The sequence below is a fragment of the Vibrio coralliilyticus ATCC BAA-450 genome (assembly GCF_000176135.1).
Classification (GTDB): Bacteria; Pseudomonadota; Gammaproteobacteria; order Enterobacterales; family Vibrionaceae; genus Vibrio; species Vibrio coralliilyticus.
The window spans coordinates 1-14,533 of sequence record NZ_ACZN01000004.1; the positions used below are offsets into that span (position 1 = coordinate 1).

General features: G+C 45.8%; 12 protein-coding genes and 6 tRNA genes. 17 read left to right on the forward strand and 1 reads right to left on the reverse strand.

The genetic code is table 11. The features are described 5' to 3' along the window. Positions 1–16: 16 nt before the first annotated feature. The 14 genes from VIC_RS00160 to luxS all read left to right on the forward strand — a co-directional run bounded on the left by VIC_RS00160 (position 17) and on the right by luxS (position 11,450). Positions 17–93, forward strand: a tRNA-Arg gene (locus tag VIC_RS00160). A 41-nt stretch (positions 94–134) separates the two neighbouring features. Continuing rightward, positions 135–211, forward strand: a tRNA-Arg gene (locus tag VIC_RS00165). A 50-nt stretch (positions 212–261) separates the two neighbouring features. Then, a tRNA-Arg gene (locus tag VIC_RS00170) sits at positions 262–338 on the forward strand. A 40-nt stretch (positions 339–378) separates the two neighbouring features. Then, positions 379–455, forward strand: a tRNA-Arg gene (locus tag VIC_RS00175). A 50-nt stretch (positions 456–505) separates the two neighbouring features. Next, positions 506–582, forward strand: a tRNA-Arg gene (locus VIC_RS00180). A 444-nt stretch (positions 583–1,026) separates the two neighbouring features. Beyond that, complete coding sequence (locus VIC_RS00185) at positions 1,027–1,284, forward strand: oxaloacetate decarboxylase subunit gamma (protein WP_006957070.1); 258 nt, start codon at positions 1,027–1,029, stop codon at positions 1,282–1,284. A gap of 31 nt (positions 1,285–1,315) precedes the next feature. After that, positions 1,316–3,100 (forward strand): sodium-extruding oxaloacetate decarboxylase subunit alpha, encoded by a 1,785-nt coding sequence (gene oadA / locus VIC_RS00190; protein ID WP_006957072.1) that lies wholly within the window; start codon positions 1,316–1,318, stop codon positions 3,098–3,100. A 9-nt stretch (positions 3,101–3,109) separates the two neighbouring features. Continuing rightward, complete coding sequence (locus tag VIC_RS00195; RefSeq protein ID WP_006957074.1) at positions 3,110–4,240, forward strand: sodium ion-translocating decarboxylase subunit beta; 1,131 nt, start codon at positions 3,110–3,112, stop codon at positions 4,238–4,240. A gap of 112 nt (positions 4,241–4,352) precedes the next feature. Continuing rightward, on the forward strand, positions 4,353–5,303 hold the full coding sequence (locus VIC_RS00200) for an NADP-dependent oxidoreductase (protein WP_006957076.1): 951 nt from the start codon (positions 4,353–4,355) through the stop codon (positions 5,301–5,303). Beyond that, on the forward strand, positions 5,297–5,758 hold the full coding sequence (locus VIC_RS00205) for a YqaA family protein (protein WP_006957079.1): 462 nt from the start codon (positions 5,297–5,299) through the stop codon (positions 5,756–5,758). The genes VIC_RS00200 and VIC_RS00205 overlap by 7 nt, the downstream gene beginning before the upstream one ends. Before the next feature lie 8 nt (positions 5,759–5,766). After that, positions 5,767–8,625: a M16 family metallopeptidase gene (locus VIC_RS00210; RefSeq protein WP_006957080.1), complete on the forward strand. Its 2,859-nt coding sequence runs from the start codon at positions 5,767–5,769 to the stop codon at positions 8,623–8,625. 107 nt (positions 8,626–8,732) lie between these two features. Next, a complete protein-coding gene (gene gshA, locus VIC_RS00215; RefSeq protein WP_006957083.1) occupies positions 8,733–10,301 on the forward strand; it encodes a glutamate--cysteine ligase in 1,569 nt (522 codons plus the stop codon). A 9-nt stretch (positions 10,302–10,310) separates the two neighbouring features. After that, entirely contained in the window at positions 10,311–10,907 is a 597-nt protein-coding gene (locus VIC_RS00220; protein ID WP_006957085.1) for a transglycosylase SLT domain-containing protein, read from the forward strand. Between the two features lie 24 nt (positions 10,908–10,931). Next, positions 10,932–11,450 carry an S-ribosylhomocysteine lyase gene (gene luxS / locus VIC_RS00225; protein WP_006957088.1) on the forward strand — a complete coding sequence of 173 codons (519 nt, stop codon included), beginning with the start codon at positions 10,932–10,934 and terminating at the stop codon, positions 11,448–11,450. Positions 11,451–11,495: 45 nt separating this feature from the next. On the opposite strand, the gene VIC_RS00230 is transcribed toward luxS, so the two are convergent. Continuing rightward, on the reverse strand, positions 11,496–11,972 hold the full coding sequence (locus VIC_RS00230; RefSeq protein WP_006957090.1) for an RDD family protein: 477 nt from the start codon (positions 11,970–11,972) through the stop codon (positions 11,496–11,498). Between the two features lie 192 nt (positions 11,973–12,164). Here VIC_RS00230 and VIC_RS00235 point away from each other — a divergent pair. The 3 genes from VIC_RS00235 (at position 12,165) to VIC_RS00245 (ending at position 14,291) form a co-directional block, all read left to right on the forward strand. After that, a tRNA-Leu gene (locus tag VIC_RS00235) sits at positions 12,165–12,249 on the forward strand. Positions 12,250–12,508: 259 nt separating this feature from the next. Beyond that, positions 12,509–12,916 carry a VOC family protein gene (locus VIC_RS00240; RefSeq protein WP_006957092.1) on the forward strand — a complete coding sequence of 136 codons (408 nt, stop codon included), beginning with the start codon at positions 12,509–12,511 and terminating at the stop codon, positions 12,914–12,916. A gap of 118 nt (positions 12,917–13,034) precedes the next feature. After that, on the forward strand, positions 13,035–14,291 hold the full coding sequence (locus tag VIC_RS00245; RefSeq protein ID WP_029236357.1) for an HD-GYP domain-containing protein: 1,257 nt from the start codon (positions 13,035–13,037) through the stop codon (positions 14,289–14,291). Positions 14,292–14,533 lie beyond the last annotated feature (242 nt).

Consider the following 14,533-nt stretch of genomic DNA (forward strand, 5'->3'; position numbering starts at 1 on the left):
TTTGAGAGAACATTGCGCGCTCGTAGCTCAGCTGGATAGAGTACCTGGCTACGAACCAGGCGGTCGAAGGTTCGAATCCTTCCGAGCGCGCCACTATTTCGTTTAGTAAGTTTAAAGCTTGTTGAACACCCCGTGCGTCCTTAGCTCAGCTGGATAGAGTACCTGGCTACGAACCAGGCGGTCGGAGGTTCGAATCCTCCAGGACGCGCCACTAATTAAGGTCAATGACCTGATATTGTTTATATTGATATCAAATATTGCGCGCTCGTAGCTCAGCTGGATAGAGTACCTGGCTACGAACCAGGCGGTCGAAGGTTCGAATCCTTCCGAGCGCGCCACTACTTCGTTTAGTAAGTTTAAACTTGTTGAACACCCCGTGCGTCCTTAGCTCAGCTGGATAGAGTACCTGGCTACGAACCAGGCGGTCGGAGGTTCGAATCCTCCAGGACGCGCCACTCATTAAGGTCACTGACCTGATATTGATTATATTGATATCAAACATTGCGCGCTCGTAGCTCAGCTGGATAGAGTACCTGGCTACGAACCAGGCGGTCGAAGGTTCGAATCCTTCCGAGCGCGCCATCATATAGAAGCCCTGCTAGAAATAGCAGGGCTTTTTTGTTAACATTTTATTATCATTCTATTAACTTTACTTTCACAAGTTAATGTTTTCTAAGAACTTTTTTTGGGAAACATTATCCCTATCGCAGTAATCATCCGATTTATCTAATAACGTCATAAAATCGGCAGTTATTTATCCTTATATCGTCTCATATTGCAGATTTATGTGATTTGTATGACGCAATCATCCCTAGAAATGTGCAATATCATCAAGACTGCTTTAAACAAAATTGACAAAGTTTAACCAATCGAGATAATCCTAGACCTCTTATCAGGATATTTGACTACTTTTCCTGAAAGAAAACGTCAGCACAGAACTGACGCCAAAAAGGTCATTTAAGACACGAAGTCCCAATAATTGAATGGCCAATATCTTGTCAGGATGACAAAGAAAGGATGCTTAAAATGGAAAATATTGGAAGCCTGCTAGTAGATGCTGCAACCCTGATGCTTACAGGGATGGCCGTAGTATTTATATTCCTAACTATTCTCGTCTATCTCGTTCGGCTAATGTCTAAGCTGGTGCCAGAAGAAGTGCCAGAGCCGATCGCTACACCGAATCAAAATAATAAAATTCAACCAACCTCTTCTGCTATTAGCCCCAAGGTAGTTGCAGCGATTTCTGCTGCGGTGCATCAACATCGCACTTCTACTGCTAAGTAGCATTTAAATGGATTAAAAGGAGTTAATGAGCATGTCTAAACCACTAGCTTTAACCGACGTGGTGCTTCGTGACGCCCATCAGTCGCTGTTTGCTACTCGTATGCGTCTTGAAGATATGTTACCTATCGCAGCGGAGCTCGATAAAGTGGGGTACTGGTCTTTAGAAACCTGGGGCGGTGCCACCTTTGATGCGTGTATCCGTTTTCTAGGAGAAGACCCTTGGGAACGTCTACGCGCGCTTAAAAAAGCGATGCCCAATACACCCATGCAAATGCTACTTCGTGGCCAAAACCTGCTAGGTTACCGCCACTACGCAGATGATGTGGTTGAAAAATTTGTCGAACGTGCGCACGCCAATGGCATGGATGTGTTCCGCATCTTTGATGCAATGAACGATGTGCGCAATTTCCAGAAAGCGGTCAAGGCAGCAGTCGATGTTGGTGCTCACGCACAAGGTACGCTTTCTTATACTACTAGCCCAGTTCACAATACCGACACTTGGGTTGATCTGGCGAAGCGCCTTGAAGATCTTGGTTGCCACTCTTTATGCATTAAAGATATGTCAGGTTTGCTTAAGCCGTATGAAGCGGAAGAGCTGATCTCTCGTATCAAATCATCGACCGATATTCCTTTAGCACTTCATTGTCACGCAACGACTGGCCTTTCTACTGCAACAGCAGTCAAAGCAGTCGAAGCTGGGGTCGATATTCTTGACACTGCGATCTCCTCAATGAGCTGTACATACGGCCACACTCCGACGGAAACTGTGGTTGCGATGCTCCAAGGTACAGAGCGTGATACCAACCTTAAGTTGGACCAGATCGAACCAATAGCTGCTTACTTCCGCGAAGTTCGTAAAAAATATGCGAAATTTGAAGGTCAGCTGAAAGGGGTAGATTCGCGCATTCTTATCGCCCAGGTGCCAGGCGGCATGCTGACTAATATGGAAAGCCAGCTTAAAGAACAAGGTGCGGCAGATCGTATTGATGAGGTATTGGACGAGATCCCGCGCGTGCGCGAAGATTTGGGCTTCATTCCTCTCGTGACACCAACGTCGCAGATTGTCGGCACGCAAGCTGTGATTAACGTGCTAACGGGTGAGCGTTATAAGAGCATCACCAAAGAGACGGCGGGTGTCCTAAAAGGCGAATACGGCGCAGCTCCGGCAGAGGTAAATGCAGAGCTGCAAGCAAAAGTACTGGATGGTGCTGAAGCCATTACTTGTCGCCCAGCGGATCTGCTGGAAGCTGAGTTGGATACCCTCACTGAAGATTTGCTTGCTAAAGCGAAACAAGATGGTATTTCATTGGCTGAAGATACGGTCGATGATGTCTTAACCTACGCACTATTCCCTCAGGTTGGTCTGAAGTTCCTTAAGAATCGCCATAACCCTGATGCTTTCGAGCCCGCTCCAGGTAAAGAAGAGCCAGTGGCAGCACCTGCTCCTCAAGCTGCTCAGGGTGGGATTGAGACTTACAGTGTTAAAGTTGACGGGCAGGTTTACGACGTAGAAGTGGGCCCGCAAGGTCAATTGACATCGGTTGCTCCGGCTAACTCAACGCCTCAACAGGCTTCGCCAGCCCCTGCTGCTCAATCGGGTAATTCAGAGATGGTACCTGCGCCGTTGGCGGGGAACATTTTCAAAGTGAATGTTCAAAGTGGAGCTCAAGTGGAAGAGGGTGAAGTACTTCTGATCCTCGAAGCGATGAAGATGGAAACTGAAGTTCGCGCAGCCCGTGGCGGTATCGTTCAAGACCTTCACGTTAAGGAAGGTGATTCAGTGACGGTCGGCGCACCGCTATTGAGTCTAGCGTAAGGGAGTATCATGGACGGATTAATGACCTTATGGTCAGAAACAGGGATTGCTAATTTCGAGTTTGGCCAGATATGTATGATTCTGGTTGGTTGTATCCTGTTGTTTTTGGCCATTCGTAAAGGCTTTGAGCCCTTACTTTTATTGCCAATTGGCTTTGGTGCCATCTTGGCTAATATACCTAATGCGGGCTTTACTGATGAGGGTGGCTTGCTTTACTACGTCTACTATGTGGGGATTGAGTCGGGGATCTTCCCGTTACTGATTTTCATGGGCGTAGGAGCAATGACCGACTTTGGCGCTTTGATTGCTAACCCGAAAACCTTGTGGTTAGGAGCCGCTGCGCAATTTGGTATCTTCGCGACGTTGTTTGGCGCGATTCTGCTCAACTACGTGCCGGGTATGGAATTCAGCATGCCTGATGCGGCTTCGATTGCCATCATTGGTGGTGCTGATGGCCCAACCGCTATTTTCTTAGCAAGCAAGTTGTCACCGGATCTTCTCGGTGCGATTGCGGTAGCAGCATACAGCTATATGGCACTGGTGCCTATCATTCAGCCACCAATCATGAAAGCGCTGACAACACCTGAGGAACGTAAGGTGAAGATGGCTCAGCTGCGCCATGTCGGCAAAGCTGAAAAAATTCTCTTCCCACTTGCTGTACTGTTGATGACGATCTTGTTCCTACCTTCCGCGACCCCGCTGGTTGGTATGTTTTGTCTTGGTAACTTGATGCGTGAAGCTGGCGTGGTGGATAGGTTATCGAAAACAGCGCAGAACGAGTTAATCAATATTGTCACCATCTTCCTTGGTTTAGGCGTTGGCTCCAAGCTTCAGGCAGAAGAATTCCTCAATGTTGAGACCTTGGGCATTCTTGCCTTAGGTGCAGTTGCTTTCAGTATTGGAACTGCGGGCGGTGTCTTAATGGCTAAGCTGCTCAATAAGTTCTCCAAAGAAGATATTAACCCACTGATCGGTGCAGCTGGAGTATCTGCGGTACCTATGGCGGCGCGTGTGGTGAACAAAGTTGGCTTGGATGCGAATCCGCAAAACTTCCTCTTAATGCATGCAATGGGGCCTAACGTTGCTGGCGTTTTAGGCTCTGCCGTCGCAGCGGGTATTCTCTTAGCATTGGTGAATTAACGTAAGTTATTAGTCAATTTGAGAATAGGCAGTTAACTTGCTGGCAATAAATGGTATATATTCAAAGGGATGCTTTCGCATCCCTTTTTCGTATCGATAGGGAAATGATGAAATGGAAAATAAACAAATCGCGATAACTCAATTTGGTGATCCTGACGTTTTAGCCGTTCAAACTAATGCGGTACCAGAACCTCAACAAGGTGAGGTGTTAGTGAAAGTGGCCTTTGCAGGCGTTAACCCTATCGATGTTAAAACGCGCGCGGGCCTCGGCTGGGCGGCTTCACAGAACAAAGATAATCTACCTTGGGTGCCGGGGTACGATATTTCTGGTGAAGTGGTGACATGTGGAGAGCAAGCAAAGCGATTTGTTGCGGGTGACAAAGTGGCTGGCTTTATTGGCTTTCCACTCCAAGGCGGCGGTTACAGTCAGTACGTATGTGTGCCGGAAGCCGAACTTAGCTTAGTGCCTGAGTCGATCACTCTAGAAGCCGCGGCAGTGCTACCTTTATCTGGGCAGACTGCGGTTCAGGCTTTGGACAAAGCCAGTGTTCAGGAAGGACAAAGAGTGCTAATTCTCGCTGGTGCCGGCGGTGTTGGTCATATTGCCATTCAGGTCGCGGTGGCAGCTAAAGCAGAAGTCTTCACGACTTGTAGTGAAGCAAACCTTGATTACATGGCGACGTTAGGTGCTCACGCCGTGAACTACCAATTCTCTCCTGTTTCCGAACGTGTTGAGGAAGCAGACGTACTGATTGATTTAGTAGGTGGTGATGCTGCACTGGATGCGCTCAAGTGTCTTAAAGATGGTGCTAAAGTGGTTACTGTACCGACTATTACAGCAGAGCTGATCTGTGAAAAAGCCAAATTGCTTGGTTTTGAAGCGACCGGCATGCTAGTTGATCCGAACCCTGAGCAGTTAGATGCGTTGATTTATATGGTCAGTGTTGGGCTGCTTAAGACAGAGATCCAGCATATCTACCCAATGGATCAGGTGATGGACGCGCATAAACAAATTGAAACAGGGCATACGCGAGGCAAGATCTTGCTTGATATGCAATGCTAGAGGCGTTTAACGCCGCGTTTGAAAGTATCGCTCTGTGGTTTTCTGATTCTGCACTCTGGGTTTTATTTCTTTCTGGTTTCCTGAGTGCAACGCTACTACCCGGGGGCTCAGAAGCTGGACTGATCGCTACTCTGAGCCTCAATCAATTTTCTACCCTTTCTATCATCGCTGTGGCTACTGTGGGTAATACCCTTGGTGGTTTAACTAACTACTGGCTGGGTTTATGGCTGCCAAATCGAACTCAAAATGAAAAACATGGTCATAAAGCACTACAGTGGTTGAGCAAATACGGCTATTGGTCCCTTTTATTCAGTTGGTTGCCGGTAATTGGTGACACGCTTTGTTTGGCTGCAGGTTGGTTACGCATGCGCTTCTGGCCCTGTTTGTGGCTGATCATGATTGGTAAAGCATTGCGATACAGCCTGTTAGCAGCCCTTTATTATGGTTTTTTCTAGGAGATGTCATGAGAAAAATCTGGCTAGGTGCATTTTCTCTCGTTGCTCTTTATGGTTGTGCAAACAATCCACTCTCTTCTGATTCTCATTTATCTTCGCTTCCTCAAGGTGTCTCTTTGATTGAGGAAGTGAAAGCTGAACCGGGTAAGGCGATGATCCCTTACTCTAAGTATCAGCTTGATAATGGCCTGACGGTCATTCTTTCTCCCGATGATTCTGATCCTTTGGTTCACGTGGATGTGACCTACCATGTGGGTTCAGCACGTGAAGAAATTGGTAAGTCAGGCTTTGCCCACTTCTTTGAGCATATGATGTTCCAAGGCAGCGAACACGTTGGTGATCAGGAGCATTTCAAGATCATTACTGAAGCTGGGGGAACCCTTAACGGGACTACGAACCGCGACAGAACCAACTATTTTGAAACCGTGCCTTCAAATCAGCTGGAAAAAATGCTGTGGCTGGAGTCGGATCGAATGGGCTTCCTGCTTGATGCCGTTTCACAACGTAAGTTTGAGATCCAGCGTGATACGGTGAAAAACGAACGTGCACAAAACTTTGATAACCGACCATATGGCCTGATGTGGGAAAGGATGGGTGAAGCGCTCTACCCAGAAGGTCACCCGTACTCTTGGCAGACAATTGGTTATGTGGAAGATTTAGATCGTGTTGATGTCAACGACCTCAAAGCGTTCTTCTTACGCTGGTATGGGCCAAACAATGCCGTACTGACGATTGGTGGTGATATCGATGTCGAACAAACGCTGCAGTGGGTGAACAAATACTTTGGTTCCATTCCGAAAGGCCCAGAGGTTAAGCAGGCACCAAAACAGCCAGCGGTGCTGAAGGAAGATAAATACATCACCTTGGAAGACCGTATTCAGCAACCTATGGTTTTGCTGGGGTGGCCAACAACTTACCGCGGTGAGAAAACAGAAGCGTCTCTGAACGCATTAGCCAACGTGCTAGGAAAAGGTGCCAATAGCCTGCTTTATCAAGAGTTGGTCAAAACTCAAAAAGCCGTCGATGCAGGTGCTTTCCAGGAATGTTCTGAGCTGTCATGTAACTTCTATGTGTATGCGATGGCCCCATCAGGAGAGAAAGGCAAACTGAAACCGCTTTATGAAGAGCTGATGCAGACGTTGCAGAAGTTTGAAGACCAAGGGGTAGATCAGGCTCGCCTAGATCAAATTACTGGCATGGCGGAAGCTAGTGCCGTATTTGCGCTGCAAAGCGTGAGAGGTAAAGTGTCTCAGCTCGCTGCTAATCAGACTTTCTTTGGACAGCCTGATCGACTGCAAACTCAGTTAGAGCAAATACGTGCGGTTTCGCCAGAATCTGTCATGAAAGCTTATGAAGACTTCGTTAACGGCCATCACAAAGTGACGTTGAGTGTGGTACCTAAAGGTAAGCTCGATTACGTCGTTAAACCCGCGACTTTCGTCACACCTGAAAGAACGCTACCTGAGCATAAGAAGATCAAAGATCAAGATCTCGCCTATCGTCGTCCAGTCGATAACTTTGATCGTTCAGTGATGCCTGAAGTGGCTGAAGCCGTGAAAGCGCAAATGCCTAAGCTGTACAAACTATACTTCGATAATGGCGCTGAGCTATTGGGTACTCAAAGTAGTGAAACGCCTACGGTTCAACTGGAAATTCGCTTCCCAGCCGGTGAGCGTTATGTTCAGCAAGGCAAAGAAGGGCTGGCGAATCTAACGGCAGCGATGATGGAAGAAGGGACGTTAGATTCAACGGTCGAACAGCTGCAGGCTAGACTCGATAAACTGGGTAGTACTGTATCTATCAGTGCCGCGAACTACACGACCAGCATTTCCGTTTCTAGTCTTGAGAAAAATTTACCTCAAACCTTGGCTATTGTTGAAGAGGTGTTATTTAAACCTGCGTTTAATGAATCCGACTTTGAACGTAATAAACAGCAGATGCTAGAAGGTATTGTTTACCAGCATCAGAAACCAAGCTGGTTGGCGTCTCAAGCTACAAGACAAGTTTTGTTTTCTGGTTCCATCTACCAACGCCCAAATGATGGAACGAAAGAGTCTGTTTCAGCATTGACTCTGGATGACGTCAAAGCGTTTTATCGCCAACATTACACTCCCTATGGCGCTCAGATTGTCGTGGTCGGCGATATAACCAAACGCCAAGTGAAGAATGAATTGGCCTTTTTGGAAAACTGGCAAGGGCAGGAGGCGCCTCTACTACGACCTCAGCTCGTGAATGAAAAGGGCCCGCAGAAAATTTACTTGATTGACAAGCCAAGCTCACCACAAAGCATTGTTCGTTTTGTACGTCAGGGCTTGCCTTTTGATGCGACGGGCGAAGTGTATTTAACGCAATTGGCGAACTTTAATTTGGCAGGCAACTTTAATAGTCGAATAAATCAGAATTTGCGCGAAGATAAAGGCTATACCTACGGTGCTAGTGGCTACTTCGCGGCGAACCGAGAAGTTGGCGCCATTGTTTTCTCTGCTCAAGTTCGTGCCGACTCAACGATTGCTTCTATCAAAGAGATAGAAAAAGAGTTGAGTCAGTACAGTGAAAAAGGCATGACAGATGAGGAAATGAAATTTTTACGCTTAGCAGTCGGTCAACAAGATGCTCTGAAGTATGAAACGCCTTCACAGAAAGCACAGCTGTTAAGTAGTATTCTGGCTTACAGTCTGGACGAAGACTACCTCAAGCAGCGCAATGAAATTGTCGATACGGTGAGTAAAGATACCTTGAATCAGATGGCAGCCAAGTGGTTTAGACCTGATGCATATCAGATCATTGTGGTAGGAGATGCAAAATCGCTAAAGCCTCAGCTAGAAAGTTTGCAAATCCCAGTAGAAGAGCTTGAAATCGTCCGCTAGAGTACACATAAATTAGAGCATGAGAGAGGGTTTTGGGAAGTTCCTGCCCTCTGATAATTCAAACGGTCCAGAAGTAGTTGGGCCAGGACTATAAGCGAACCATCATTTTGACTGATTTTGCTGCGCGACTGGAGCGAGTTGCACAAACCCCTGATGTTTTTCAATCCTTTGGTCGTGGTGTAGAGAGAGAAACTCTGCGTTATAAAAAGGATGGCAGGCTGGCTACGACTCCTCACCCAAAAGAGCTGGGCTCTGCTTACGCGAATGATTGGATTACGACAGACTTTTCTGAATCGTTGCTGGAGTTCATCACGCCTGTATCCAGTGACATCAAAACTCTGACTGCGCAGTTAGAGGACATTCATCACTTTACTCAAACTAAATTGGGTGAAGAGAAAATGTGGCCGCTTTCCATGCCGTGTTATGTCAGCCAAGAAGATGACATCAATCTTGCGCAATATGGAAGCTCTAACTCTGGCAAGATGAAAACCTTGTATCGAGAAGGCTTGAAGCGTCGCTATGGTAGCCTGATGCAAATCATCTCTGGTGTGCACTTCAATTTCTCTTTTCCAGAGTCATTTTGGGATGCGCTTTACGGCCAGCAATCTGAACAAGAGCGTCAGACGACTAAGTCTGAAGCATACTTTGGCCTTATCCGTAACTACTACCGCTTTGGCTGGCTGATCCCTTATTTCTTTGGTGCTTCGCCAGCTTTATGTTCTTCCTTTATCCAAGGAAGAGATACTAAGCTGCCTTTCGAAAATATCGGTGAGACCTTATACCTTCCTCATGCGACTTCATTACGTATGAGTGACTTGGGCTACACCAATAGTGCTCAGAGTGTGTTGAAAATTGGCTTCAACAGTTTGGAAGAGTACTTGGATGGCCTTAATGCAGCAATTCGTACCCCGTCTGCTGAGTTTGCTGAAATTGGGGTTAAGGTAGATGGTGAATATCGTCAGCTAAACAGCAACGTCTTGCAGATTGAAAATGAACTGTATGCGCCAATTCGCCCTAAACGCGTTGCGAAAGGTGGTGAGAAACCATCGGAAGCTTTATCGCGTGGTGGTGTTGAATATATCGAAGTGCGAGCATTAGATGTTAACCCATATAGTCCGATCGGTATTGATGAAGACCAGATTCGCTTCCTAGACCTATTTCTGACTTGGGCGGCGATCACTGAATCAGAGCCGATGGACTTCTGTGAGCAAGCATGTTGGCGTGAAAACTGGAATAAAGTGATCGAGTCGGGGCGTAAGCCGGGGCTAGAGCTGCAGATTGGTTGTAAAGGCGAAATCTTGTCTCTGCAAGATTGGGCACAACGTGTATTCGATGAGATTACTCTGATTGCAGAGAAGATGGATGTCGCAGTTGGCGGTGAAGCCTATCAGTCGGTTTGCCATAAGCTGATGACTTGGATAAATAACCCAGAGCTGACAATTTCTGGCCAGCTTTTGGAAGATACTAAGCGCTTGGGTGGACTGGGCAAAGTTGGCTGTGAATTCGGCTTACAGTACCGCGAAAAACATTTGAACCATGCGTTCCAAGTGTACAGTGCGCAAGTGATGGAGCAAGAAGTTGAACGTTCCCGTGCTGCACAAGTAGACACAGAGCAAGCTGATACGCTCAGTTTTGATGAATTCCTAGATGACTATTTTGCTTATTTAAAGTCATAGGAAAAAATATTGAAAAGGACTTTGCTGCTAATCAGTATCATGGTTATAGGTGGCTGTTCGACGGCGCCACCTAAGAATCAAAGTAATTTGTGTGAGATCTTCCGTGAGCATCAAGATTGGTATGATGATGCGGCAGATATGCAGGAAGAGTGGGGTACGCCTATTCAGGTTGCGATGGCGTTTGTAAAGCAAGAAAGTAGCTTTCGCCATGACGCTCGCCCATCGAAAGATTACTTGTTGGGAATCATTCCTTGGGGTAGGGTCAGTAGCGCTTACGGATACGCTCAGGCGCAAGACCCAGCATGGGAAGATTTTCAAAAAGCGACAGGCCATGGTGGTTCGAGAACCAACTTTGATGATTCATTGATGTTTATTGGTTGGTACACCAGTGAAACCCAGAAGCAATTAGGGATCTCCAAATGGGATCCTTACAATCAATATTTGGCCTATCATGAAGGACGTGGTGGTTATAAGCGTAAATCTTATCAATCCAAACCTTCATTGATCAAAGTTGCTCGTAAAGTTGAGCAGCAGGCAAAGGATTATGGTTGGCAACTCAAACAGTGCCAACAAGAACTGGAAAGCAACCGGAGCTGGCTGTTCTAGCCCGGAATGAAGGAGAAAAGGACAATGCCATTATTAGATAGCTTTACTGTGGATCACACTCGTATGAATGCGCCAGCGGTGAGAGTGGCTAAGACAATGACCACGCCGAAAGGTGATACCATTACTGTGTTTGACCTGCGTTTTACTGCACCAAACAAAGACATTCTTTCTGAGAAAGGCATTCACACACTGGAACACTTATACGCAGGTTTCATGCGCAGTCACTTAAACGGTGATAGCGTAGAAATTATCGATATTTCGCCAATGGGCTGCCGTACTGGCTTTTACATGAGCCTGATTGGCACACCAACAGAAGAGCAGGTAGCTCAGTCTTGGTTGTCATCGATGCAAGATGTGCTAAAAGTTGAAAGCCAAAACAAGATCCCTGAATTAAACGAATATCAATGTGGCACTGCTGCGATGCACTCTCTTGAGGAAGCTAAACAGATTGCTCAAGCTATAATTGACGCAGGCATCAAAGTTAACCTCAATGACGAGTTAGCTTTACCTGAGTCAATGCTTAAAGAGCTGAAAGTCGATTAAATCAGATATAGATAGAACAAGAGGAAGGCAGTGCCTTCCTCTTCTTTATTGAGCTTTAGGTAAGACAACAACTTGTGTCTTGGCCCAAATATCATGGAAGCCACGTTTTTTCGGGTCAATGGGGACAGTAAGGTTGGCCAGCCCAAAGCCTGATGTCGCGATGCGGATTAATGCCTGAGTCACAGAAATTGCGCTACCATCAGCATCGCGAACCTGTATTTTCCATGCTCTCATGCCCAGCGTTTGCCCTGCGCGAGTCCAGAAGAATACAAAGAAGTAGATCCAAACGGCGGCGAGATACAAAGTATAAACTGGTCCCCATATCGGGTGATTGGTGAGAAAGTCGCTGACATCTGCATACGGAGCAGCATTAAATCCACCCATGGCAACCAGCGCATGCAAAACTGCAATCACGATGCCTGCAGCCATCATTTCAATCGCAATCACGATCAGAGCATCATAAAATAACGCACCGAGGCGGCGCATCAATCCTGCTGGTGGCAGGGTATCTGTTGTCGACATAATAATAACTTACCCAAATTTTAGAAGGCGTCAGAATATAGCTTCACTGTGAGTCTGAAAAGAGACTTTGCGCACAGCTTAATAATTTGTGGCGATTTTATCAGCAAACGGCAATCAATTCAGTCTTTTGCACTTGCACGAATACTTTGCTTACGTATAATGCCAGACATCAAAGGGCAAGAGCCCAAAGATGCCGGTGTGGTGAAATTGGTATACACGACGGATTCAAAATCCGTTGCCTTCGGGCGTGGCGGTTCAAGTCCGCCCACCGGTACCATATTTAAACAACAAAGCCTCGACGAAAGTCGGGGCTTTGTTGTTTCTGGTGTTTATGGTTTCTATTCCAGTAACAACGCGGAGGAGGCAGTCGTCTCGTAGCGTTTCCTTCTTGTATTCGTGCATTTTTACCGTCCCATTTATTTTGTTAGTGCTTTCAGTTGTACCCATAAATATCAAAAATCTTTAATTTTTTCTGCTAGTTAAGCAATTGTTGTCTATCTTTTAGAGAGGAATACTATCTGAAAGGACCCAAACTAATGTATCAACTCACCCCCTATTTATTTTTCGCCGGACGTTGTGATGAAGCTCTGGAGTTTTATTGCAAAGCTTTTGGCGGGGTTGTTGTCACCAAGCAGTATTTTAAGGACGCACCGCAACAAATAGAGGGCGCTGATCCTGATTGGATTATGCATGCAGAATGTGAAGCGTTTGGGATGAAGTTGATGCTTTCAGATGGTTTAGTGGCAAAAGAGCGCTCTGGGAATCATATGGCATTATCTTTGGTATTGGACGATCTCGATGAACAGGCCAGAGTGTTCGATAAGCTATCACACGGTGGTCATATCATGATGCCTCTTGCTGACACTTTTTGGGGAGGACGCTTTGGCAAAGTTGAAGACCAGTTTGGTATTCGTTGGATGCTGCATTGCGATCTGGTTAAATGACATGCAAAGTTTAAGCGGATCACACGCGTACCTCACTAAAGCTTACGAGTGATGAATTCAGGTTTTGAATCATCTAAAATTATAAATTGGTTAATAAAGATTAAGTTGTATATAGATCGTGGCTAGTATCAAAATTACAGTAGACAGACTTCAGCCAGGGTTGCATATCCGACTCCCGGTCAAATGGAATGAGCACCCGTTTTTGTTTAATAGCTTTAAGATTAAAGACGAGGAACAGATCCGTCTGATTCGTCACTTAGGCATTAAGCATGTCTTTATGAATCCGAATCAAAGTGATACTCAACCTCTTCCCCCTTCGACTGAGACTGAGAAAAAGGATGATACCTCTGCAGAGGAGATCGATCTTGAAGCGCAGAAATTATGGAAAGAGAAGCAAGATCGGATTGAAAAGCTCAGTGCGTATCGGCGTAGAGTGATTAATTGCGAAAAAGAGTTTGAGCGCTCACTATCGAGAATGCGGGCGGTCATGAATAAAATTCGCAACCGACCAGAACAGGCTGTGGATGAAGCTGCGCAGTTGGTTGATGATATCGTTGATAAGCTGCTTAGTGATGATCATGTCACTTTACACTTGATGAACGGTAAAAGTGAATTTGAAGATATTTATTTCCATTGCCTCAATGTTTCTGTCATCGCCATGATGATAGCCCAAGCTAAGAAGCTTGAAGCGCAGAAAATTAAAGAAGTCGCTTTTGCTGCTCTTTTCCACGATATGGGAAAAGTCAAAGTCCCCTCTGCAATTGTACGTAAGCAGACCCCTTTAAGTGAACCAGAAAAGAACTATCTTAAACTGCATACTAAATATGGTTTGGATATCGCGAATAATATGGAGAGTTTTCCTGAAAGTGCGCGAACGGTCATCGCCCAGCACCATGAATTGAATGATGGCTCGGGTTATCCAGAAGGCTTGAAAGGGGAGCAAATCGATGAGCTGACGCAAATTATCTCGGTAGCTAATGCTTACGATAATCTGTGCCACAGCAACGTTCCTTCAGAGCAAAAGATACCCTATGTGGCACTTTCTCATTTATATAAGAACTGTAAGAACCTATACAACAACGAAAACCTAAATATCCTAATTAAGTTCATGGGTATCTACCCTCCGGGGACGGTGGTGCAACTGTCCAACGATATGGTGGGGTTAGTGATATCGGTGAATGCACGTAACATTCTTTTCCCAAACGTCCTTATTTATGATCCTTCCGTTCCGAGAACGCAAGCCCCCATCATCGATTTGGCAGAGAAAGAGATAAAGATAGTCAATGCTATTTTGCCAAATAAACTGCCAGATAAAGTTCGTGAGTATTTAAATCCTCGCTCAAGGATCTCTTATTTCTTCGATACTGATGACTAGTTATCCACAGTCTTCTGTGGGTATATTGCCAATAAGGTGATGATAAATTGGTACTAAATAAGCGCTTGAATGATTAATAGTCATTCAAGCGTTTTTTTATCTAAAAAACGATTTTTGTGCTTGCCTTCTTTCCTCGCCTATCTATAATGCGCACCCACTGACACGGCAGACACCACAAGGCTTCAGCAGTGTTAGAGAGGTGAAAAGCTTCTGAGAAAATAAGTTTGAAAAAGTGTTTGACT